This is a genomic window from Nesterenkonia sp. HG001 (genome assembly GCF_034438835.1).
Lineage (GTDB): Bacteria > Actinomycetota > Actinomycetes > Actinomycetales > Micrococcaceae > Nesterenkonia > Nesterenkonia xinjiangensis.
Window position 1 is genome coordinate 17688 of sequence record NZ_JAOSZD010000009.1, and the last position, 23388, is coordinate 41075.

At 69.2% G+C, this 23388-nt stretch carries 15 protein-coding genes and 2 pseudogenes; 15 read left to right on the top strand and 2 right to left on the bottom strand.

What is annotated here, in order from left to right:
• Positions 1–31: 31 nt before the first annotated feature.
• Complete coding sequence (rsmI, locus tag ODE13_RS14030) at positions 32–946, bottom strand: 16S rRNA (cytidine(1402)-2'-O)-methyltransferase (RefSeq protein ID WP_322479811.1); 915 nt, start codon at positions 944–946, stop codon at positions 32–34.
• Between the two features lie 51 nt (positions 947–997).
• On the opposite strand from rsmI, the gene ODE13_RS14035 reads away from it, so the two are divergent.
• The 6 genes from ODE13_RS14035 to ODE13_RS14060 all read left to right on the top strand — a co-directional run bounded on the left by ODE13_RS14035 (position 998) and on the right by ODE13_RS14060 (position 9289).
• Complete coding sequence (locus tag ODE13_RS14035; RefSeq protein ID WP_322479812.1) at positions 998–2590, top strand: dolichyl-phosphate-mannose--protein mannosyltransferase; 1593 nt, start codon at positions 998–1000, stop codon at positions 2588–2590.
• A 106-nt stretch (positions 2591–2696) separates the two neighbouring features.
• On the top strand, positions 2697–4538 hold the full coding sequence (locus tag ODE13_RS14040) for an AMP-dependent synthetase/ligase (protein ID WP_322479813.1): 1842 nt from the start codon (positions 2697–2699) through the stop codon (positions 4536–4538).
• A gap of 84 nt (positions 4539–4622) precedes the next feature.
• Positions 4623–5564 carry a TatD family hydrolase gene (locus ODE13_RS14045; protein ID WP_322479965.1) on the top strand — a complete coding sequence of 314 codons (942 nt, stop codon included), beginning with the start codon at positions 4623–4625 and terminating at the stop codon, positions 5562–5564.
• Positions 5561–6448: a 16S rRNA (adenine(1518)-N(6)/adenine(1519)-N(6))-dimethyltransferase RsmA gene (gene rsmA, locus ODE13_RS14050; protein WP_322479814.1), complete on the top strand. Its 888-nt coding sequence runs from the start codon at positions 5561–5563 to the stop codon at positions 6446–6448. The genes ODE13_RS14045 and rsmA overlap by 4 nt, the downstream gene beginning before the upstream one ends.
• A gap of 108 nt (positions 6449–6556) precedes the next feature.
• Positions 6557–7546 (top strand): 4-(cytidine 5'-diphospho)-2-C-methyl-D-erythritol kinase, encoded by a 990-nt coding sequence (locus ODE13_RS14055; protein WP_322479815.1) that lies wholly within the window; start codon positions 6557–6559, stop codon positions 7544–7546.
• A gap of 189 nt (positions 7547–7735) precedes the next feature.
• Complete coding sequence (locus tag ODE13_RS14060) at positions 7736–9289, top strand: NCS1 family nucleobase:cation symporter-1 (protein WP_322479816.1); 1554 nt, start codon at positions 7736–7738, stop codon at positions 9287–9289.
• Here the strand turns inward: ODE13_RS14060 and ODE13_RS14065 are convergent.
• Positions 9213–10280 (bottom strand): EamA family transporter, encoded by a 1068-nt coding sequence (locus ODE13_RS14065; RefSeq protein WP_322479817.1) that lies wholly within the window; start codon positions 10278–10280, stop codon positions 9213–9215. The genes ODE13_RS14060 and ODE13_RS14065 overlap by 77 nt on opposite strands.
• A gap of 70 nt (positions 10281–10350) precedes the next feature.
• Between ODE13_RS14065 and ODE13_RS14070 the strand changes: the two genes are divergently transcribed.
• The 9 genes and pseudogenes from ODE13_RS14070 (at position 10351) to ODE13_RS14105 (ending at position 23313) form a co-directional block, all read left to right on the top strand.
• Complete coding sequence (locus ODE13_RS14070) at positions 10351–10905, top strand: CGNR zinc finger domain-containing protein (RefSeq protein ID WP_322479818.1); 555 nt, start codon at positions 10351–10353, stop codon at positions 10903–10905.
• Between the two features lie 113 nt (positions 10906–11018).
• A pseudogene (locus ODE13_RS16945) lies at positions 11019–11411 on the top strand (ATP-binding cassette domain-containing protein); the annotation flags it as partial.
• A gap of 516 nt (positions 11412–11927) precedes the next feature.
• Positions 11928–12926: pseudogene (locus ODE13_RS16950) on the top strand (ATP-binding cassette domain-containing protein); the annotation flags it as partial.
• Between the two features lie 314 nt (positions 12927–13240).
• Positions 13241–14263 carry a LacI family DNA-binding transcriptional regulator gene (locus ODE13_RS14080; RefSeq protein ID WP_322479820.1) on the top strand — a complete coding sequence of 341 codons (1023 nt, stop codon included), beginning with the start codon at positions 13241–13243 and terminating at the stop codon, positions 14261–14263.
• 100 nt (positions 14264–14363) lie between these two features.
• Positions 14364–15632 carry a sugar ABC transporter substrate-binding protein gene (locus tag ODE13_RS14085; protein ID WP_179540486.1) on the top strand — a complete coding sequence of 423 codons (1269 nt, stop codon included), beginning with the start codon at positions 14364–14366 and terminating at the stop codon, positions 15630–15632.
• Positions 15633–15656: 24 nt separating this feature from the next.
• Entirely contained in the window at positions 15657–16715 is a 1059-nt protein-coding gene (locus ODE13_RS14090) for a sugar ABC transporter permease (RefSeq protein WP_322479821.1), read from the top strand.
• A complete protein-coding gene (locus ODE13_RS14095) occupies positions 16712–17530 on the top strand; it encodes a carbohydrate ABC transporter permease (protein ID WP_322479822.1) in 819 nt (272 codons plus the stop codon). Before ODE13_RS14090 ends, ODE13_RS14095 begins: the two co-directional genes overlap by 4 nt.
• A gap of 3 nt (positions 17531–17533) precedes the next feature.
• Positions 17534–19588, top strand: coding sequence for a glycoside hydrolase family 127 protein (locus ODE13_RS14100; RefSeq protein WP_322479823.1), 2055 nt, complete (start codon positions 17534–17536; stop codon positions 19586–19588).
• 89 nt (positions 19589–19677) lie between these two features.
• Positions 19678–23313, top strand: coding sequence for a LamG-like jellyroll fold domain-containing protein (locus ODE13_RS14105; protein WP_322479824.1), 3636 nt, complete (start codon positions 19678–19680; stop codon positions 23311–23313).
• The last annotated feature ends 75 nt before the right edge of the window (positions 23314–23388 follow it).

Sequence of the window (23388 nt, forward strand, 5' to 3'; positions counted from 1 at the left end):
GGGGGCAGCGTCACCGGCGCTGTGCTGAGAGTCAGTTCTTCCGAGCTGCCAATGCGGCGTCGTAGAGCTCCCGGGCGCTGATCCCGCGGTCGGCGGCGACCTCCTTGGCGGCGACCTTGAGCTTCACGCCCGCCTCCACCCGGCGGAGCACCTCAGCGGCCAGCTCCTCGGCGCTGGCCTCCTCCGCAGTGTCTTCGGCGCCGCCGACCACAAGGACCACCTCCCCGCGCACCTCACGGTCGGCCAGCTGCTCGGCCAGCTCTCCCAGGCTCCCGCGGAGGACCTCCTCATGCTTCTTGGTCAGCTCGCGGCAGACCGCCGCCGGACGCCCCGTCCCCAGAGCCTCGGCCAGCTCCGCCACGGTGGCGGCGGTGCGATGCGGGGACTCGAAGAGCACCGTCGTCCATTCCTCGGCCGCCAGGCGCTGGAGCAGCCGCCGGCGCTCAGCGCCCTTGCGGGCGGGGAAACCGGCGAAGGTGAACCGGTCCGTGGGCAGCCCGGAGAGGGCCAATGCCGTCGTGACCGCGGAGGCGCCCGGGGCGACTGTCACGGAGACCCCTGCGGCGATCGCGGCGCTCACGAGCCGGAAGCCTGGGTCTGAGACCCCGGGCATGCCGGCGTCGGAGACCACCAGGACTCGGGCGCCGTCGGCCGCCTCGGCCACCAGCTCCTCCGAGCGCGAGGCCTCGTTGTGCTCATGCAGGCTCACCATCCGGCCCGGCGCGGACACTCCCAACGCCTGGCACAGATGACGCGTGCGCCGGGTGTCCTCGGCGGCGATGATCTCGGCCGTCTCCAGCAGGGCGCGGAGTCGCCCAGTGGCGTCGGAGAGGTTCCCGATCGGCGTCGCGGCCAGCACCACCGGGGCGTCCCAGAGCCCGCCGGGATGAGGTGTCAGGGCTGAGGATGAGGTCGGTTCGGGGGAGGAGGGGGCGTGGGACGCCATGGTGGCCGACTCTCTGCTGGGAACATGGGTCGGTCACGTAGCATACCCAGGGTGGACGGGACTCTGACCAGGCGACGCACCTCCGCCGCGCACCTCACCGGGGCGCGTCCCGACGATCGGGACCTCCGGCGCCGTCGGCTCGGCGTCGAGCCCTTCCGTCCTGGTCTGCTCGGATGGATCGTGCCCGCGCTGGTCACGTTGCTGGCGGCCGGGCTGCGTCTGCCCGGTCTGGGGCGCCCGCATCTGCTGATCTTCGACGAGACCTACTACGCCAAGGACGCCTACGCGCTGCTGATCGCCGGTCATGAGCTGGTCTGGCCCGACGACGCCGACACGGCGTGGCTGGCCGGTGACCCGGCGCCCACAGATGAGCCCTCCTATGTGGTGCACCCTCCGCTGGGCAAATGGCTCATCGCGCTGGGCATCCAAGCACTCGGGCCGGAGTCGGCCGCGGGCTGGCGGATCTCCGCGGCAGTGGCCGGGACGCTGTCCGTGCTGCTGGTGGCGCTGATCGCCCAACGGATGTTCCGCTCGGTGCTGCTCGGCGGCGTCGCCGGGGTGCTCACCGCCGTGGAGGGGCACCATCTGGTGATGAGCCGGGTGGCACTGCTGGACATCTTTCTGATGCTCTTCGTGCTGGCGGCCTTCGGCGCGCTGCTGGCGGACCGCTACCAGGGGCGACGACGGCTGGCCGACTCCAGCCCCGGCGCCTGGCTGGCCTGGCGGCCCTGGCGGCTGCTCGCCGGGGTGCTGCTGGGGGCGGCGGTGGCGGTGAAGCTCTCCGCGCTGGCCTTCCTCGCCGTCTTTGGGGTCCTGGTGATCCTCTGGGATCTGCAGTCCCGCCGTGACGCGGGGGCTCGGCGCTGGGGCGCGGCCGGGCTGCGCGACGCCGCGCTCGCGGTGCTCACCGTGCTGCCAGTGGCGGTGCTGACCTACCTGGGCTCCTGGGGCGGATGGCTGCGTTCGCAGACCGGATGGGGGCGGCTGTGGCACGAGAGCCACCCGGCTGAGGGGCTGGGCGCTCTGGTGCCTGGCCCGCTGCGCTCGCTGTGGCAGTACCACCTCAGCGCCACGGACTTCCACACCGGCCTCGACGCCGGTCATGACTACGCCTCCACGCCCTGGACCTGGCTGTTCATGGGCCGTCCGGTGTCCTTCCACTACGAGTCCTTCGAGCAGGGCGAGGCCGGCTGCGCCGCGTCGCGCTGCTCACAGGCCATCCTCGACCTGGCGAATCCGGTGATCTGGTGGGCCGGGCTGGCAGCCCTGGTGCTCGTGTGCGCGCTGTGGCTGGGCCGCCGGGACTGGCGGCACGGCGCGATCCTCTCCGGTTATGCGGCCGGCTTCGCCGTGTGGCTGCTGTTCCCGGACCGGACGATGTTCTTCTTCTACACCATCGCCTACCACCCGTTCCTCATCCTCTCCCTGGTGGCGGTGGCCGCATCGGTGCTGCGGGCCGGCACCGATCCGGCGCGCTTCTCCTCCCGGGCGATTCGGGCGAACCGACGGCGCAACACCGTGGTGGTGCTGTGCTTCCTGCTGCTGGCCACGGCAGTGTCGATCTTCTTCCTGCCGCTGTGGACGGGGGAGACGATCACCTATGAGCAGTGGCGGCTGCGCATGTGGCTGCCGTCCTGGATCTGATCGGCAGGGTGTGTCATCAGAGACTCGAGGAAACACGTCCCTACTCAGAAGTAACAATGTCGCCCAGCTCACATCCAGGCCTTCCTGCGCGGCTATAGTGACTGCCGTGACTTCCACCGAACCCCTCACCGAGGCCACCACCGAACAGGTCATCCGGCTGGGCCCGAGCACCAACGTCACCGACGGGGTCCTGGCCCTTGAGGAGGCTTCGCCCGAGCAGCCCGTCTATGCGGTCCCCAACGGCTCAGGCGGCTGGGTGGACGTCTCCATCCGCAGCTTCGTGGAGCAGGTCCGCGCCGTGGCCAAGGGCCTGCTGGGACTCGGGATCGAACCTGGCCAGCGCGTGGCCGTGATGTCACCGACCTGCTACTCCTGGGCCGTGGTGGACCAGGCCATCTGGTTCGCCGGGGGGATCTCGGTGCCCATCTATGAGACCAGCTCCCCCCGTCAGGTGGGTGATCTGCTCGCCGACTCGGGCGCGGTGCTGGTGCTCACCGGTGGTGACGAGATCGCCGCCACCGTCCGGACCGCCGTCGAGCAGGTCGGCGGCGAGACCGCACAGATCCCGGTGCGGGGCATGCGCACGCACCAAGAGCTTGAGGCGATCGCGGCCTCCGGCGTCGGCGTCGAGGCTGCCGCCCTCGAGCGTGCCCGCACCGCTGCGGGCCTCGACGACGTCGCCACGCTGGTCTACACCTCCGGCACCACCGGCCGGCCCAAAGGGGTGCGGATCACCCACCGCAACCTGGCCGAGGGTGCGGCGAACCTGATGCCCTTCGTCCGTGAGATCGTCGGCGAGGGCCCCTCTCGCACGCTGCTCTTCCTGCCGCTGGCCCATGTGCTGGCCCGGGCGGTGCAGCTGATCTGTCTGCACCGCGGGGTCCAGGTGGCGCACAGCCCCAGCACCGCCACCCTGGCGCAGGACCTCGCCAGCTTCCGGCCGCGTTGGCTGCTGGGGGTGCCGCGGGTGTTCGAGAAGGTCTACCACGGGGCGGCGGCCGCAGCCGAGGCCGCCGGGAAGGGCCGGATCTTCGAGGCCGCCCGGCGCACGGCTGTGGAGTACTCACGAGCCCTCGACGATGCCGCCGCTGGCCGCGGCCCCGGCCCCTCGGTGGGGCTGAAGGCCCGTCGTGCGCTGTTCTCCCGGCTGGTCTACGCCAAGCTCCACGCCCGGCTCGGCGGCAGTGCGGAGTACATGATCTCCGGAGCCTCCCCGCTGAACCCTGAGATCGCCCACTTCTTCACCGGAATCGGGGTGCCGGTCAAGGAAGGTTATGGGCTGACCGAGACCACTGCTCCGATCACGCTGAACATCCCCGGGGCGACGCGCATCGGGTCAGTGGGCCTGCCGGTGCCGGGTACGACGGTGCGCATCGCCGAGGACGGAGAGGTGCTGCTGGCCGGTCCGGTGGTCTTCGACGGCTACGACCACCACGAGGACGCCACAGCGGAGGCCTTCGTCGACGGCTTCTTCCGCACCGGGGACCTCGGTGCCCTCGACGCCGACGGGTTCCTCTCCATCACCGGGCGGAAGAAGGAGCTGCTGGTCACCGCCGGCGGTAAGAACGTGCACCCGGCGCCGCTGGAGGAGACCGTCCGCGCGCATCGGCTGGTGGCCCAGGCCGTCGTCGTCGGTGATGACCGTCCCTTCGTCTCCGCCTTGGTCACCTTGGACGCCGAGGCGCTGCCGGCCTGGTGCGCTGAGCAGGGCGCCGGGGAGCTGAGCCTGGAGCAGGCCTGCACCGACGACCGTGTGCGGGCGGCCGTGCAGACCGCCGTGGACGAGGCCAACGCCACGGTCTCTCGAGCTGAGTCGATCCGCAGGGTCCGCATCCTGGATGTGGAGCTGACCGAGGAGTCCGGGCATCTGACCCCGTCGATGAAGCTGCAGCGCCACAAGGTCATCGCCGACTTCGCCGAGGATGTCGAGGCGCTCTACGCGCGATGAGCTCGGGTCTCGCGCCCCAGGGCATTAGGCTGGAGCGCTGTGAGTGAATCCCGCCAGGTGAGTGAGTCCCGCCAGCAGACCCCGGTGACCCCCGGCCGGACCCCGGAGGCCTATGTCCCGGCCCCGGAGCGCGCCCCCGAGGACGGCGCACCGGTCCGTGACGAGTCCGAGGAGGGCTCGGGGCGTCGTCGTCGGCTGGAGTACCCGCCGGCGCCGGAGCCGCTGCCCGCGTCGGTGATCGACAACCATGCGCACCTGGACTTTCGGGACGGGCAGGTGGCGGTCTCCGTGGAGGCCGCCCTCGACACCGCCGAGGCGGTCGGCGTGGCGGGAGCGATCTGCGTGGGCTATGACGTGGCCTCCTCAGAGTTCTCCGTCACAGCGTCCGACGCCGAGCCGCGGCTGAAGGCCGCCGTCGCCCTGCACCCCAACGAAGCCCCGGAGCTGACCGCCGCCGGAGAGTTCGACGCCGCCTTCGCCCGGATCGCCGAACTCGCTCGGCAGGACCAGGTGGTCGCCGTGGGCGAGACCGGTTTGGACTATTTCCGCACCGGGGCCGACGGCGTCGCCGCGCAGCAGGAGAGCTTCCGCCAGCACATCGCCCTGGCCGTGGAGCTGGACCTCGCAATGCAGATCCACGACCGTGACGCCCACGAGGACGTCGTGGCCGTGCTGCAGGATGCCCCGGAGCTGCCACGCTCGGTGGTGTTCCACTGCTACTCCGGAGACGCCGAGCTCGCCCGGATCTGCAACGCGCACGGCTGGTACATGTCCTTCGCCGGGACGGTGACCTTCAAGAACGCCGAGCACCTGCGTGAGGCCCTGGAGATCGCCGACCCGCAGCTGATCCTGGTGGAGACCGACACCCCCTTTCTGACCCCGCATCCTCACCGCGGTCGGCCCAACGCGCCGTACCTGATCCCGCAGACCATGCGGCTGATGGCCGAGGTGCGGCAGACAGGACTGGATTCGCTGTGCCAGCAGGTCATGCTCAACACCGTCCAGGCCTACGGGAGCTGGACATGAGCGGGGAGCACCCGGAGCTGCTCTCCGCCTCCCATATCCGGGACCTCGCCGAGGGCCTGGGCATCCGCCCCACCAAGCAGTGGGGGCAGAACTTCGTCATCGACCCCAACACCATCCGGCGCATCGTGGGTCTCGCCGAGCTCACCGGGGACGAGCACGTCCTAGAGGTCGGGCCCGGTCTGGGGTCGCTGACCCTGGGGCTGCTGGACGAGGCCGCCAAGGTCACCGCCGTGGAGATTGACCCGAAGCTGGCCGGTCAGCTGGACGAGACGGTGACCCTGATGCGCCCCGAACGGGCCGCCGCGCTGCGCGTGGTCGCCCATGATGCCCTGCGCGTGCCGGCGGAGCAGCTGAGCTGGGACGACGCCGGCCCAGAGGTGCTGGTGGCCAACCTGCCCTACAACGTGGCGGTCCCGGTGGTGCTGCACCTGCTGCAGATCCTGCCCTCGCTGCGCAAGGGGCTGGTGATGGTCCAGGAGGAGGTCGCCGACCGACTCTGCGCCGGCCCGGGGTCGAAGATCTACGGGGTGCCCAGCGTGAAGGCCGCCTGGGACACCCACATGCGCAAGGCCGGGGTGGTCGGCAAGAAGGTCTTCTGGCCGGAGCCGCGGATCTCCTCCGGGCTGGTCCGGTTCGACCGCACCGAGCCCGCCTCCGAGACCGTGGCCCGGAAGGAAGTCTTCGCCGTCGTCGACGCCGCCTTCGCCCAGCGTCGCAAGACCCTGCGCGCCGCGCTGTCCACGCTGGTGGGCAGCGGGGTGCGGGCCGAGCAGGTGCTGCGTACCGCTGGAGTGGACCCCCAGGCCCGGGGGGAGACCCTCGACGTCACCGCCTACACGCGCATCGCCGCGGCGCTGCGGGAGATGCCCGACGCCGAGGCGTGAGGCGGTGTCAGCCCCGAGCGGTAGAGTGCTGAGGCACCAGGTGGAGCACCCTGACGGCAGACCCCGGCACGACGTGGAGGATGAGGCAGGCAGTATGAGGGACAGCGCATGAAGGACAGCGAATTCTTCGGACACGTCACCGCCGTCGCACCCGGCAAGGTCAACATGAGCCTGAGAGTGGGTCCGCTGCGCGCGGACGGCTATCACGACGTCGCCACGCTGTACCTGGCCGTCTCGCTCACCGAGGAGGTCACCGCCGCGCCCCGTGAGGACGAGGCGATCACGGTGAGCCTCTCGGAGCGTTCCGCCTTCAGCGATGTGCAGTTCCAGGACCCGGAGTCCGGGGAGACCGTCACCGCGGCGATCCCGCTGGACGAGTCCAACCTCGCCCACCGTGCGGCGACGCTGCTGCGCCAGCGCCTGGGGCACCGTCGCGGGGTGGACCTGACCATCACCAAGAACGTGCCGGTGGCCGGGGGCATGGGTGGAGGATCTGCCGACGCCGCCGCGACCCTGGTGGCCTGTTCAGCCCTGTGGGAGGCCGGTCTGTCCAAGGAGCAGCTGGCAGAGCTCGGCTCAGAGCTCGGCGCCGACGTCCCCTTCGCGATCCTCGGCGGCGCCGCCGTCGGGCAGGGCGTGGGCGATGAGCTGTCCCCGCTGCTGACCCGTGGCGAGCTGCATCTGGTGATCGTCCCGTCGAACACCGGGCTCGCCACCCCGGAGGTCTACCGCCGTCTCGACGCCATGCGCGGCGACGCCGAGGTGGAGGCCGAGGAGCCGGTGCTGGACCCGGATCTGGTCCGGGCGGTCTCCACCGCAGACGCCGAGCTGATCGCCTCGCTGATGTCCAACGACCTGCAGGCTCCGGCGGTGAGCATGGTGCCCTCGTTGGAGGACATGATGGACGTCGGCCTGGTGGACGGCGCGCTGCAGGGCATGGTCTCCGGCTCGGGGCCCAGCGTGCTGTTCCTGTCTCGCGATGCGGAATCCGCCGGTCAGCTGGCCACTCGACTGGAGGATCGCACCTCGGTGTGGGCGATTCCGGTGAGTGGGCCTGCGCCAGGAGCGCATCTTCTAACTCACCGTCCGGGGGAGTGAATCGGCCGCCGTCGGCCCCAATCTCTTCGCGTGACCTCTTGACTTCACCTATGTGACCCAGATTACACTCGTTGTCACATCCTGGATACTTTATTTCACACGCCGGAAACATGGGCGAGGCATCCTGGCTGAACCAGTGTCCAGCTGCCATGCAGCAGGTGCACCCGGGCGGGCTGATGAGGAGACGTCATGACGAGGCACAGAATCGAGAAGTCCACCGGGCCGCACACTCATGCGGGGGTCCACGTTGGTCGGGAGGCAGCCATGGGCGAAGGGACCGACTGTGCGGAGTCCTTCGACCCCGCCGCCGCGGATCCGGGTCTGTACAACGAGAGCCTCGCCCCGCTGCCCCAGGCGAAGCGCACCTGGGGCGCCTTCGAGATCTTCAACGTCTGGTCCAATGACATCCAGTCCCTGGCGGGCTACACCCTGGCGGCCAGCCTGTTCATCGCCGCAGGGATCAACGGATGGTATGTCTTCGCCGCGATCCTGCTGGCGGGTTTCATCATTCAGATCCTCGTGGACCTCAGCGGCAAGCCCAGCGTGAAGTACGGGTTCCCGTACCCCGTGCTGGCACGGTCCTCGATGGGCGTCCGCGGGGCACAGTTCCCGGCCCTGGTCAGGGCCCTGGTGGCCATCTTCTGGTACGGCGCCCAGACGTACTTCGCCTCCACGGCCATCGCCCTGGCCGTGAACGCGCTGCTGGGTTCGCCCGGCGGCGCGACTGTGCTGGGTATGGATGCAGTCGCTTGGTCCTCCTATGTGCTGGCCTCGGTGCTGCAGGTGGCCCTGTTCATCGGAGGCATCGAACGTATCGGCCGGTTCCTCAACATCGCCGGCCCCGGGGTCTACCTGGTGATGATCGCTCTGCTGGTCGCCATCTGGGTCCAGGTCGGCGCCGATCTGCCCAGCGCGGTGGCGGGTGTCTTCTCGCGCGGCGAGGTCACCGGCTGGGCCGCGGTCAGCGCCTTCGTCGGGGTGACCGGCACCATGGTCGCCTATTTCGCCGCGGTGGTCATCAACTACGGAGACTTCGCCAGGAACGTCCGCAGCCAGCGCGCCATGCGCACGGGAAACTTTCTGGGGCTTCCGGTGAGCCTGGCACTGTTCACTTTCCTCTCGGTCTTCATCACCGCCGGCGCCTATGTCCTCTACCAGGAGGGCCAGGGCGAGCCGATGACCAACCCGACCGACATCGTCGCCGCGGTGGACAACACCCCGCTGACGGTGCTCGCCGCAGTGACCTTCCTGGTCGCCACGCTGGGCATCAACGTCGTGGCGAACTTCATCCCGCCGGCATACTCGTTGTCGAACATCGCCCCGCGGCACATCAACTTCACCCGGGCGGGATGGATCACCGCGGGAGCCGGATTCATCATCGGCGGCCTGTGGGTGTCGGTCATCTCGGAGTTCGGCCTGCCGCTGTTCGTAGACACCCTCGGGGCTCTGCTCGCTCCGCTCTACGGGATCATCGTGGCCGACTACTACCTGGTGAAGCGGCAGCGGCTGAATGTCCAGGAGCTCTACTCCTCGGACCCCGCCGGCGCCTATTGGTACCAGAAGGGCTGGAACGTCCGGGCGATCCTGGCGTTCTCGGTGGCCTCGGTGCTGTCCATCGTGCTGGTCTGGACCCCGCAGCTCGACGACTACAGCGGCTTCGCCTGGATCATCGGTGCCGCAGTCGGCGGGATGCTCCATCTGGCGGCGATGCGCTCACACCGGTTGAGTCTGCCGACGAGCTGAGCGGGGCGCTCGGCTGGGCGCTGGGCTGGGGCCGCGACGGCTCGTCGAGCCGGATGCAGATGACCCCGGCCAGGATGAGCAGGCCACCGGCCAACTGGATGACGGCGGGAAGCTCGCCGAGCAGCGCCCAGGCCCAGAGCACGGCGAAGAGCACCTCCGTGAGGCCCACGAAGGAGGCCAGCTTGGCCTGCAGCCGCCGCGCGGCGATCACTCCGGTGGCATAGGCGATCCCGGCTGCGATCAGGCCCAGCCACAGCACCGGGACCCACCAGGGCACGCTGAACCCGGCCAGCAGCACCTGCTCGGCGTTCACGTGGAAGGGCACCACGCCTAGCGCACCGGCCACGGCGAGGGACGCGGCGCCCAGCAGCATGGCCAGGGAGGTGAAGGCCAGCGGCGGCAGGCCGGTGGAGTCGTCGGCGCCGATCAGGAAGAACGCGGCCAGGCCGACGGCGGCGAGCAGCCCCCAGAGCACCCCGAGCATGCTGATCTGCACGTCGCTGAAGACATCGAGCACCAGCAGCAGCCCGGCCAGCGCCAGCCCGATCCCGAGGAGGGTGAGCAGTCGGGGAGGCTGCCGACGTGCCAGCCAGAGCCACAGGACCACCAGGACGGGGCCGAGGTACTCCAGCATCAGGGCCACGCCCACTGGCAGGTGGGTCACCGCCAGGAAGAAGAACAGCTGGCAGCCGGCCACCGCCAGAGATCCGAACAGACCCACGTGGAGCCAGGTCTGTCGACCGCGCAGCAGGTGCCAGCGTCCCCGCATCTCCCACACGGCCAGCGGCAGCAGGACGACCGCCCCGATGAGGACACGCACGGTCACGGCCGCCGCCGGCGACCATCCGGAGTCCAGCAGGCCCTTGGCCACACCTCCGGAGGATCCGAAGGCGACTGCGGAGACCAGGGCGATGAGCAGGCCGGCTGCGAGCCCTCGGCCGGTGAGGCCGCCCCGCCGGTCGGAGGCATGGGGTGGGGCGGAAGAGGCCACAGCTCCTCCTATCATGGGTGTCGAGCAGGTTCGTCAGTGATGGTAGACCGAGCGGAGATCACGTACAAAGATGACTTTCACCCATGATGTCGATGTGGCGCTGCAAAATGCCGCGGCGTTGGTGAATACCGCCCCGTGGCTGCCCTGCGGAGGTGTCGGCCAGAGGGAGAGGCTGCCCGACGTCGCCGCACTCGATGACTTCGTGGCGAGCTGGCGGTGGACCGGAAGCCGCACCCATGGCGCCGCGGAGCTGCGCGGGGTGCAGGAGCTCAGGGGTCGGCTGCACGACGTCTGGACCATGGAGGCCGAGGACCTCGTCGACCAGGTCAACGCCTGGCTGTCCGAGGCCCGGGCGCTGCCGCAGCTGGTCACCCATGATGAGTTCGGCTGGCACCTGCACGCCACGGCGCCGGAGGCTCCGCTGTGGCAGCGCATGGCAGTGGAGGCGGCCATGGCCCTGGCCGACGTCATCAGGGCCGAGGAGCTGGACCGGCTGAGGATCTGCGCGGCCGAGGACTGCGGTCAGGTGCTGGTGGATCTCTCGCGGAACAGGTCCCGCCAATTCTGCTCGGTGACCTGCGGAAATCGGCTCGCCGCGGCGGCCTACCGGCGGCGGCAGGGATGAGGGAGCAGGGGTGAGGCTGCGGGGCGAGACGGCAGGGTTGAAGCGGCGGGGCGAGGCGAAGCGCACACCCGCAGTTTGGGAGCAGGCGGGGCATCTGGGGTAAGTGTTAACGCATGGCGCATCTCCTCGGAGCCGAAGGGCTCAGCATCACGTTCGGCACTCGCACCGTCCTGGACGACATCACCCTCGGCATCGACGCGGGGGACAGGATCGGCATCGTGGGCCGCAACGGGGACGGGAAGTCCACCCTGATGCGGCTTCTGGCCCGCATGAGCGCGGCGGACTCCGGTCGGGTGACCTGGCGAGGTGGAGTCTCCGTGGGATTCCTGGATCAGTCCGACGTCCTGGACGGCGAGTCCAGCATCCGTGACGCCGTCGTCGGGGACATGGCCGACCATGAGTGGGCCTCCGATCCGCGCATGCGCGACATCGCCTCCGGCCTGCTCGACGGCCTGGACTGGGAGCAGCCCATCGGGGCGCTCTCCGGAGGGCAGCGCCGCCGGGTGGCGCTGGCCAGGCTGCTGATGAGCGAGCATGACGTGCTCATGCTTGACGAGCCCACCAACCATCTCGACGTCGAAGGCGTCGCCTGGCTGGCGCACCATCTGAAGACCCGCTGGAAGGCTGACGAGGGGGCGTTCCTGGTCGTCACCCACGACCGCTGGTTCCTCGATGAGGTCTGCACGTTGACCTGGGAGGTCCACGACGCCACGGTGGAGTCCTTCGACGGCGGCTACGCGGCCTACACGCTGGCTCGGGCCGAACGCGATCGGTCTGCGGCTGTGGAGGAGCAGAAGCGCCAGCAGCTGGTCAAGAAGGAGCTCGCCTGGCTCCGCCGCGGTGCTCCCGCCCGCACGTCGAAGCCGAAGTTCCGCATCGACGCGGCCAACGCGCTGATCGACGACGTCCCCGAGCCGCGGGACACCGTGAACCTGAGGAAGATGGCCACCGCACGGCTGGGCAAGGACGTCCTGGATCTGGAGCACGTCGGGCTCACCGTGCACGCCGAGGGGCGAGAGAAGGTGCTCTTCGACGATGTGACCTTCCGGCTCGGGCCGGGGGAGCGGGTCGGCGTCGTCGGGGTCAACGGAGCCGGCAAGTCCACCCTGCTACACCTGCTGGACGGGCGCACCGAGCCCGATGCGGGGCGGGTCAAGCGCGGCAAGACTGTGCGCACCGCGATCCTCTCTCAGGAGGTCGAGGAGCTGCGCGAGCGGAACCATATGCGCGTCCACGAAGTGATGACCGAGGAGAAGAACGTCTTCGAGGTCGGCGGCAAAGAGCTCTCCGGGGCCCAGCTGCTGGAGACCCTCGGGTTCAACCGGACGCGCCAGTGGACTCCGGTGGGCGATCTCTCCGGCGGCGAGCGGCGGCGCCTGCAGCTGCTGAAGCTGCTGACCGGAGAACCGAACGTGCTGATGCTCGACGAGCCCACCAACGACCTCGACACCGACACCCTGGCCTCCATGGAGGACCTCCTCGACGGGTGGCCCGGCACACTGGTGGTCGTCAGTCATGACCGGTACCTGCTGGAGAGGGTCACCGATCATCAGGTGGCGCTGCTCGGCGACGGCGCGGTGCGCGCGCTGCCCGGGGGAGTGGAGCAGTACCTGCGCATCCGGGCGGGCAGAGAGCCTGTGCCCGGGGCGACGGCGAGGACATACCGCGGTCAGTCCACGCTGCAGGCGGCCTCGACGCCGGGGAAGGGGCAGGCCGGCGGTTCGAGGCCGGTTGCGCCGGTGGGCGGATCGGGTGGCACGCCGACGGGATCCGTGGGCTCTGCGGACTCCGGGGCCTCCGAGGCGGAGAAGCGTCAGGCCAAGAAGCAGATGGCGCGGATCGAGAAGCAGATGGAGAAGCTCTCCGAGCGTCAGCAGAAGCTCCATGATCAGATGGCCGCTGCCTCTGAATCCGTGGACCTCGATCGGCTGAGGAAGCTGCAGTCCGAGCTCGACGGCGTCAACGTCGAGCTCGCCGAGCTGGAGGAGATCTGGCTGGAGGCCGGCGAACTTACGGAGTGACCGCACTCCTCATCGAGTGGTCGATTCGACCGGATTTCAGGGCTTCTGAGCCCGGAAAAGTCGATCAAATCGACCACTCGATGGTGGAGGGGCGGGAGCCCGAGGGGTGCCGGCCGGTCGTGAGGCGTCGAACGCCACGGCCTCGCACAATTTTCTGAGATCTCTGCATGGCAGCCGTGACCTGCGCTTATCCCTGGCCGCGTCGGATGCCTGGTCGTCGAACGCCCTGAAGCACCCTTGTGTCTGTGACCTGAGACACGTTACTGTAGAACCGGTTCGATGGATCGAATCGGTTCGACATCACGGAGGCTCCCATGGTCACGATCGGCGACGTCGCACGCGAGGCAGGAGTGTCTCGGAGCACGGTGTCCTATGCGCTCTCGGGGAAGCGGCCCATCTCCCCGGTGGTCAAGGAGCGGATCCAGGCCGCCGTGGAGGAGCTCGGCTACACCGCCAACGCCGGAGCGACGGCGCTGGCCACCTCCCGCACCCACGTGCTGGCGCTGCTGGCGCGTTTCCTGGACGACGAGTTCGCTCCGGCGATGCTCGAGTACATCCTCGGAGTCACCGATCACGCACGTTCGCTGGGCTACGACACGCTCATGGTCACCGAGGAGGATGGCGTCCGGGCCCTGCAGCGGCTCTCCCGCTCCCGGAAGGTCGACGGCTTCCTGCTGCTCAACGTCTCCGAGGAGGATGAGCGCCTCGACGCACTCGTGAAGGTGTCGCAGCCGGCTTCCACTGTGGGACTGCCCGGCCGCACCGGCGACGTCGACATCTTTGACCTGGACTTCGCCGCGGCCGGGCGTCTGATGGTCGACAGGATGCACGATCTGGGGCATCGCGAACTGGTGCTGGTCTCCCAGCCTGAGCACGTGGTGGCCCGCGGCGGTGCCTACGTCTGGCGGCTGGCCGACGCCGCCTGTGAGCGGGCGAACCAGCTCGGCGTCACCGTGCACGCCTGCTTCGGCTCCTCCTCCCAGCCGGCGATCGGGGTGGACCTGCACGAGGTTCTCGACACCCACCCGAACGCCACCGGGCTGCTGCTCAACAACGAGGCCGCCGCCGCGGCACTGCCCAATGTCCTCTGGTCTCGTGGCCTGCGCGCGCCCGAGGACCTGTCGGTGATCGGCCGGTACTCCGACGACTTCGCCCGAACCTTCTCCCTGCCGTTCTCCGCCATCGACAGCGCCGCGGACGAGCTTGGCCGCGCCGCCGTCGACCGTCTGGTGGGTCGCATCACCGGACGGGTGCCGGACGAGGCTCCTCCCAGCGTTGAACTCCTGGCGCCCACGCTCACCGACCGCGGCAGCCTCGCCGCCCCACCGGGCCACTGACGACGCTGACCGTCCGCCGACCAGCTTCACCTCCGTTCGATATTCAGCACATGCCACCGTCCATCACCTTGACAGCACATCTCGCCCATGAGGAGACATCATGACCCGCACGAGCACCCGCAGAGGCACCCGGATGAGTCTCGCCGCCCTCACCGCCACCGCATCCCTCGGCATCCTGACCGCCTGCGGCGGCGCAGGAGGTGAGGCCGAGGCCGCTGATGGGACGTTCACCTGGTGGGATCCCTACCCCCAGCATGAGGACGGCTCAGACTGGGACGAGCGGGTGCAGCGCTGCGGCGAAGAGGCCGGGGTGAGCATCGACCGCACCGCCTACGACACCACCTCGCTGACAAATCAGGCGCTGCTCTCCGCCCAGGAGGGCACCTCGCCGGACGTCATCCTGCTGGACAACCCCGCAGTGTCCACCCTGGCCGAGACCGACATGCTCACCACCGTCGACGAGCTCGGGCTCGACGTCTCACACGTCGATGAGAACCTCCTGGCCGCCGGCCAGCTCGACGGCGAGACCTACGGGATCCCGGTCGGTGCCAACACACTGGCCCTGTATTACAACGCCGAGATCCTCGAGGAGGCCGGGGTGGACCCGGAGACGATCTCCGGCTGGGAGTCGCTCACCGAGGCCCTCGAGTCGGTGGACGAGGCCGGACACCGTGGCATCACCTTCGCCGGCATCAACACCGAGGAGGGATCCTTCCAGTTCCTGCCGTGGTTCTGGGGCGCCGGGGCGGATCTGCGCCAGCTGGACTCGCCGGAGGCCGTCGAGGCGCTGGAGCTGTGGACCTCCTGGCTCGACGAGGGCTACGCGCCGCAGTCGGTCATCGACAACTCGCAGAACAGCACCTGGGAGGAGTTCCTCACCGGGGACTTCGCCTTCGTGGAGAACGGCACCTGGCAGGTCAACGCCGCGGCCGAGGCCGACTTCGAGGTCGGGGTGATGGAGCTGCCCACCCCCGACGGCGGGACTGCCCCGGCTCCTACGGGAGGCGAGTTCATCATCGCGCCCGTCCAGTCCGAGGAGGACCGATACGAGACCACGGTGCAGATCATCGAGTGCATGACCACTCCCGAGGGCTTCGTGGAGACCGCGGAGACCTTCGCCTACTACATCCCGCCGACGCCGGAGGGCCAGGATGCCTTCCTGGAGGACAACGCGGAGCTGGAGACCTGGGTGCAGGCCGTGCAGTCCGCGAAGGGTCGGACCAGTGACGACCTGGGGACGGACTACCCGGTGATCTCCGAGCAGCTCTGGACCGCCGTGCAGAACGCACTCTCCGGGGCCAAGACTCCGGAGGAGGCGCTCTCCGACGCGCAGGAGGCCGCCGAGTCGCAGGTCTCCTCCCAAGACTGATCCGTTCTGCGAGGAACTCTTCCCATGAGCACTCCACCGACCGACGCTCCGGTCCACCCTGCTGCACCCGCCCGGCGGGAGCACACCACCGTGCTGTCCGACGGCGGGTCGGACGGGCCGGGGCGGCCCGGCCGCCTCGACCGGCCTGCGGCGGGGCAGGGCCTCTCCCCGCGTGCCGCGGCAGCCCGCGCACGACGCCGGCTCAGCGGATCACAGCTGGCCGCAGCGGGATTCGCGGCACCGCTGGTGATCTACCTGATCGCCTTCTACGCGTATCCGCTGATGCGCAGCATCGACCTCAGCATCCACGACTACACGGTCCGGGCATTCGTCCAGGGCGACGCCGAGTTCGTCGGGTTCTCGAACTACGTGGACGTCATCACCTCCAGCCTGTTCGCGCAGGCCATGTGGAACACCACAGTGTTCGTGCTGGTCTCGCTGCTCTTCCAGTACACGATCGGTCTGGCCCTGGCGGTCTTCTTCCGATCTGGATTCCGGCTCTCCGCGATCCTCCGGGCGCTGTTCCTGGTCCCGTGGCTGCTGCCGCTGATCGTCTCCGGCTCGGCGTGGGCCTGGATGCTCAACAGTGACAACGGGATCGTCAACTCCTTCCTGAGCATCTTCGGCATCGGCCAGGTCAATTGGCTCACCTCACCGGACACCGCGATGATCGGGGTGCTGATCGCCAACATCTGGCTGGGCATCCCCTTCAACCTCGTCATCCTCTACTCGGGGCTGCAGAACATCCCTGAGGAGCTCTATGAGGCGGCCTCCCTGGACGGGGCCGGGCCATGGCGACAGTTCGTCAGCATCACCTTCCCGCTGCTGCGCCCGGTCTCGGCGATCACCCTGCTGCTCGGGCTGGTGTACACGCTCAAGGTCGTGGACATCATCTGGATCATGACCTCCGGCGGACCGGCGAACTCGACCACCACATTGGCGATCTGGTCCTACCGCCAGGCCTTCGGCACCGGTCAGCCGGACATGTCTCCGGCCGCCGCCGTCGGGAATCTGCTCATCGTCATCGCGCTGATCTGCGGGTTCATCTACCTTCGGGTCCAGCGTCGTCAGGAGGAGTCATGACAGCGCGTCGCCCCTGGTGGAAGACGATCCTCGGGCTGGTCCTGACCGCCCTGATGCTCTTCCCGGTCTACTGGATGCTCAACGTCTCGCTGACTCGCACCGGTGATCTGCGCTCAAGCCCGCCGCAGCTCTTCCCCACGGAGCCCACGCTGGAAGGGTACGCGGCCGTTTTCGACCAGCAGCTTCCGGCGTTGGGCACCAGCCTGGTCATCGCTCTGGGATGTGTGCTGCTCACCGTGGTCATTGCCGCCCCGGCCGGATACGCGATCGCGCTGCTGAACCTGCGCGGGGGACGAACCTTGAACTTCGTGCTGCTGGTTGCCCAGATGCTGCCCGCAGTGGTGATGGCCATGGGGTTCTATGCGGTCTATGTCCGCCTGGGGCTGCTGAACACCGTCTGGGGGCTGATCCTGGCCGATTCGACGATCGCGGTGCCCTTCGCGGTGCTGCTGTTCACAGCGTTCATGAGCGGGCTGCCGCGGGAGCTGCTCCAGGCGGCCGCCATCGACGGCGCGAACGTCTGGCGGGTCTTCGTGTCGATCGTGCTGCCGATGAGTCGCAACTCGATCCTGACGGTCTCGCTCTTCGCCTTCCTGTGGGCGTGGTCGGACTTCATCTTTGCGTCCACGCTGAGCCGCAACGCGGACTTCATCCCGATCACGCTGAGCATCTATTCGTTCATCGGCAACAACACGACCCAGTGGAACGCCATCATGGCGACCGCGGTCGTGGCCTCCATCCCTGCGGCGGTGCTGCTCGTCTTCGCCCAGCGCTACGTGGCCGCCGGCGTGACCGCCGGGGCAGTGAAGGACTGATCCGTGACTCTTCATCACACCGACCAGCGTCCCCGACAGCTCGCCGTCGGTCCTGAGGGCCGGGGCGCCCCCGAGACTCTGGCGACGGCTCCGGTGGTGCCGGCGCACGGTCGACGCCGTGGGGCCCGGTCCGCTGAGGTCCGGCTGGACCCGGCGAGCTTCTGGGGCCGTCGTCAGGAGGTCAACGCCGCGGCGACCCTGCCGCACTGCGTGGAGTGGATGGAACGGCTGGGCTGGCTGGAGAACTTCGACCGTGTCGGCCGGGGCGAACCCACCGAGGACCGCCCGGGCTGGCAGTTCTCCGACTCCGAGGTCTACAAGCTCCTGGAGGCGGTGGCCTGGGAGCAGTCCCGCACCGGCGACCCGGAGCTGGAGGAGCTGCATCGCGGGCTGGTCGCCCGCATCGCTGCGGCCCAGGACGACGACGGCTACCTGGGCACCGCCTTCGGCCATCCCGGGCTGTCCCCGCGCTATTCAGACCTGTCCATGGGTCATGAGCTGTACAACATGGGTCATCTGATCCAAGCGGCTGTGGCCCGGGCTCGTCTGCTCGGCTCGCAGCGGGCCCAGGAGGATCAGCTGGTCGGCGTCGCTCGGGCCGCGGCGGATCACATCTGCACCGAATTCGGCCCGGAGGCCCGCCAGGGGATCTGTGGACATCCGGAGGTGGAGGTCGCCCTGGTGGAACTGGGACGTGCCCTGGGGGAGCACCGGTATCGGGAGCAGGCGCGGCTGTTCCTGGACCGGCGGGGACACGGAAGCCTCCCGGTCCCGGCGCTGCTGGCCGCGGACTACTTCCAGGACGATGTGCCGGTGCGTCGCGCGGAGGTGCTGCGCGGCCACGCGGTGCGTGCCCTGTATCTGACTGCCGGTGCGGTGGACTTGGCGGTCGACACCGAGGACGAGCAGCTGCTGGAGGCGGTGATCGGCCAGTGGCGGCGCACTGTGGAGCGGCGGACCTACCTCACCGGCGGCATGGGTTCTCGGCACCAGGACGAGGGCTTCGGAGAGGACTTCGAACTGCCCTGTGATCGTGCCTACTGCGAGACATGCGCCGGCGTCGCCTCGATCATGGTCTCCTGGCGGCTCTATCTGAAGACAGGCGGCGTGGAGCACCTGGACCTGATCGAGCGCACCCTGTTCAACGTGATCGCTACGTCTGCCGCCGAGGACGGCCGGGCCTTCTTCTATGCCAATCCGCTGCAGCTGCGCGAGGAGCCCGACGTCCAGGAGGCCGAGGGTGTGCACATGCGCGCAGAGGGCGGGCTGCGGGCCCCCTGGTTCGACGTCTCCTGCTGCCCGACCAATGTGGCGCGCACTCTCGCCTCCCTGCAGAACTACGTGATCTCGGTCGAGGAAGCAGGGGAGGCAGAGGAACCAGAGGAAGCAGGAGAGGCAGGAGCGCCGACCGTCTCCGTGCTCCAGTACATGGCCGGGGAAGTCCGGGCCGAGCTCGCCGTGGGGCATCTCGGGCTGCGCGTGGAAGGCGACTATCCGGATCAGCAGCTCATCCGCCTCACGGTCACCGAGGCCCCACCAGGTCCCGTGCGACTGCGCCTTCGGGTGCCCGCCTGGGCCGTGGACGCGCAGCTGAGCGTGACCGGGGCGGACGGCATCCGGCGGTCCCGGCGTGCCGTGCGGCCCGGCTGGGCGGAGGTGCCCACCGACCTGACTCTCGGCGACGTGCTTCATCTGGACCTCGGCACGGCCCCGCGGCTGACCTGGCCGGACCCGCGCATCGATGCGGTGCGCGGCACCGTCGCCGTCGAGCGTGGCCCGCTGGTCCTCTGCCTGGAGTCCACCGACCTGCCGGAGGGCGTCGCCCTGGAGGACGTGCGGATCGATCTGGACCAGCCCCTGCGGGCCCACCGCGACGGCGCCAGCGTACGGCTCCTCGTCCGCCCCGCTGGGAAGCCGGCTCCTGGGCGCCCGCCGTTCGGACACGCGCCGCCAGCAGCGGACGGGGAGCCCGAGACGTTCGAGGGGGCGCTGATCCCTTACCACCGTTGGGCCGAGCGCGGTCCCTCCACCATGCGCATCTTCCTCCCGGTCGGCTGAGACTGTCCAGATCCGGCAGCTGGACCTAGCAGCAGCACCGAACCAGCAGCACCACCGAATCGCCACCGAGACAGAGAGGTGACATATCCATGCAGCACCCGAAGAGACGGCGTGGCAGATCGCCCCGCGCGACGGCGACGGCAGCGGCCGTCGTCCTGGGCGCGGGCACGCTGGCCGGGGGATCCCCAGCCTATGCCGCCCCGCCCGAACCGGTCGTGCATTACACCATGGACGAGGTGGACGGCGACAGGATCGTCGATGCCTCGGGCAACGGTCTGGACGGGAGGATCTCCGGCGAGGTCGACGTCGTCGAGGCCCAGGATGGCACCGTGCTGCGCCTGGGCGGCGGCCACGTGGCCATCCCCTCCGGCCAGCTCCAGGAGGCCGATGACCTGACCGTCTCCACCCGGGTGAGGTGGAGCGGGGACGGCGGCGCCTGGCAGTGGCTCCTCGCACTGGGCGCCGACACCGAGCGATACCTGTTCACCACGCCCTCCCACGGGGAGGGCCAGCTGCGCTCGGCGATCACCGCCGAGGGAGCCGGGGGAGAGTCGACCATCACTGGGCTGAGTCCGCTGCACGCCGAGGAGTGGGCGACGCTGACGGTCACCCTCGACTCGGCGGCGGACACTCTGACGACCTACCTGAACGGGGTGGCGGTGGGCAGTACCCCGACCACCATCAACGCAGCGGAGCTTTGGGGCTCCGAGGCGGAGGTCAGCGGGTACATCGGCCGCTCCTTCTACCCCGACCCGCCCTTCACCGGCGAGGTCGATGACTTCCGCATCTACGACGCCGCACTCACGGAGGACCAGGTGGCCGAGCTCCAGGACAGCGACGTCTCCGAGAGGGAGTCGATCGAAACCGAGGTCGAGATCCAGGCCTCCACCGGATCCGCCCCGCAGCTGCCCGAGACGGTCCGGGCCGAGTACACCGACGGCTACCCGCGGGCCGTGCCGGTGAGCTGGGAGGAGATCGATCCGGCGGACTACGCGCAGGCCGGAGAGTTCAGCGTCACCGGTGACGCCGCTGGGACTGCGGTCTCCGCCCGGGTCACGGTGAAGGACCATGAGGTCACCGTGGATCTGGCCGGCAGCAGCGGGGCAGTCCACGGCGGCGCCTCCGGGGTGCTCTACGGCCTCTACGACGAGGGGATGCCCACGGACAACCTCATCGAGGGGATGAACCTGCAGTCGGTGGCCACCAAGGCGCAGGACGGCTCCCAGCATCCGGGCTCCGACGCGCTGGAGGTGCTGCCGCAGCTCGCCGAGACCACCGACGGTGACATCTACCTGCGGATCACCGACTGGTACCGCGGGTTCCCTTACCAGATCCCCGGGGAGACCCCGGAGGAGCGCCGCCAGGACTTCCTGCGCGTCCTCGATGAGCAGCTGGAGATGATCGAGGAGTACGCAGATCGCGGCGAGGAGGAACGCCGTCAGGTGGCGGAGAACCTGGTGATCGAGCCGTTCAACGAGCCCGAGGGCAACATGTTCAGCGACCGTCCCAACGCCGAGTGGAGCGTGCAGGCTCCGGGGGAGTCCTGGCTGACGGAGCCCGAGCTGTTCTTCCAGACCTGGGACGAGGTCACCCGCACGATCCGGGACTGGTCCGAGCGGACCGGCCTGGAGATGCGCATCGCTGGCCCTGGGGCTGAACATCTGTGGCCGCAGATCGAAGGGTACCTGGAGCACACGGTGGCCGAGGGCACCCTGCCGGACATCGTCACCTGGCACGAGCTGACCCACCCGCAGGCGATCCGCGACTCGGTGGCCCAGTTCCGCAGCTGGGAGCAGGAGATCTATGCCGGCACCGCGTACGAGGGTGTGGAGCTGCCCATCAACATCAACGAGTACGCCTTCAACTATCACACCTCGGTGCCGGGCCAGATGATCCAGTGGATCTCGGCCATCGAGGACACGAAGGTCGATGCGATGATCGCCTTCTGGAACATCAACGGCAACCTGGCGGACTCTGCGGTGCAGGCCAACCGGGGCAACGGTCAGTGGTGGCTCTACAACGCCTATGCGAAGCTCAGCGGCGAGACCGTCGAGCTGACTGCGCCCCACCCTGGGGAGAACTACACCCTGCAGGGGGTGGCCGCCCTGGACGAGAAGAAACGCACCGCCCGCACTCTCATCGGCGGAGCCGACGGCGTGGCACCGGTGACCTTCGACAACGTTCCCGCCGACACGTTCGGCGAGGAGGTCCGGGCCTGGGTCCAGGAGATCCCCTGGACCGGACAGCTGGGCGACTCTGCCCAGCCTCGGCAGCTCGCCGAACTCGTCCTGCCGGTGCAGGACGGCCAGGTCCGGGTGGACTTCGACGGCACGACGCTGCCGATGCTCAAGGAGTCCTCAGCCTATGAGATCGTGCTCGCCCCGGCCGGCGCGGGCAGGGAGGACACCGTCGACGACGGTTGGGAGGCCAGCTATGAGGCCGAGGACGCCCAGCTCACCGGTGAGGGCTTCAGCATCAACGGACCCGAGGGCTCTCCGGCGGCGGTGGACCGGTTCTACACCTCCGGCGGCTACCACGTCGGCGGGCTGCGGACCGGGGGGCAGGGGTCCATCGACTTCACCGTCGAGGTTCCTGAGGACGGCACCTATGACCTCTCGGTCTTCGCCAACAGCCTGAACACCGTCGACCTGGTGCAGGAGCAGGGGCCCACCAACGTGTTCCTCACCGTGGACGGGGAGGATGAGCAGGAGATCTTCCTGCCGCTGGGCTACAAGTGGGTGGTCTGGGACCACACCGAGACCACGGTGGAGCTCACTGAAGGCACGCACACCATCTCGCTGTCCACCCACAGCCTGGACGGGGAGCGCACCACTGCAGGTGACGCGCTCGTGGACCGCATCACTCTGTCGCACCAGCAGGATGGCGTCGACGTCTATCCGGCCGAGACCGCCCAGCATGAGGGGTCCTTCGCCGAGCATGACAAGCCTGAGGACGGCACGGGATCGGGCGGGGCGAAGCTGGCCCAGGGGGAGAGTGTGACCTTCTGGGTCTACGGCGCCGTCGACGGCGAGGCGCAGCTGCAGCTCTCCACCTTCGGCCGGGCCGAAGGCACGCTGAGCCTCAACGATCGAGAGCTGGCGCAGGTGGACGGCGACGTCGAGATCGCCGCCCACCTGGAGGGCGGGATCAACAAGGTCACCGTCACCCACACCGGAGACCGTAAGTGGCTCATGGTCGACAGCCTCACCGTGGCACCCTCCGAGGGGCAGCTGCCGGTGACCGAGCTGGCGGCCTCAGACGGCGAGCTGGCCGGGGAGGCCGCTCTCTCCGAGCTCTCGCTGGCCGCAGACGGCACCGCGGTGACCGGCGTCGGGGGCGAGCCCGGCAATGAGAACACCGTGACCTTCACCGTCGACGCCGCCCAGGCCGGTCCGCATGCGGTGGTGGTGAGGTACTCCAATCCGGAGCAAGTGCCGGCGACGCATTACAACCCCAATCCGATGGGGCGCCACGCCGCGTTCTCGGTCAACGGTGAGGAGCCTCAGCGGCACATGTTCGCTCCGACCTTCCATGAGAACAGCTTCTTCGAGCGCACCATCATGCTGGACCTGGAGGAAGGGACGAACACCGTGACGATCTCCGCGGAGGAGCAGCCGAACTTCGACGGGGAGACCCACGCGGAGGACAACTGGCCGGGGATCCCGCTGCGAGCCGGCGAGGCCCCGATCATTGATCGCCTGACGGTCTCGCCGTTGCACGGGTGAGGGGCCTGCCCGCTCATCGAGTGGGCGATTCGAAGGGATTTCGAGGCCTCTGAGCCCCGGAAAGACCGCCAGATC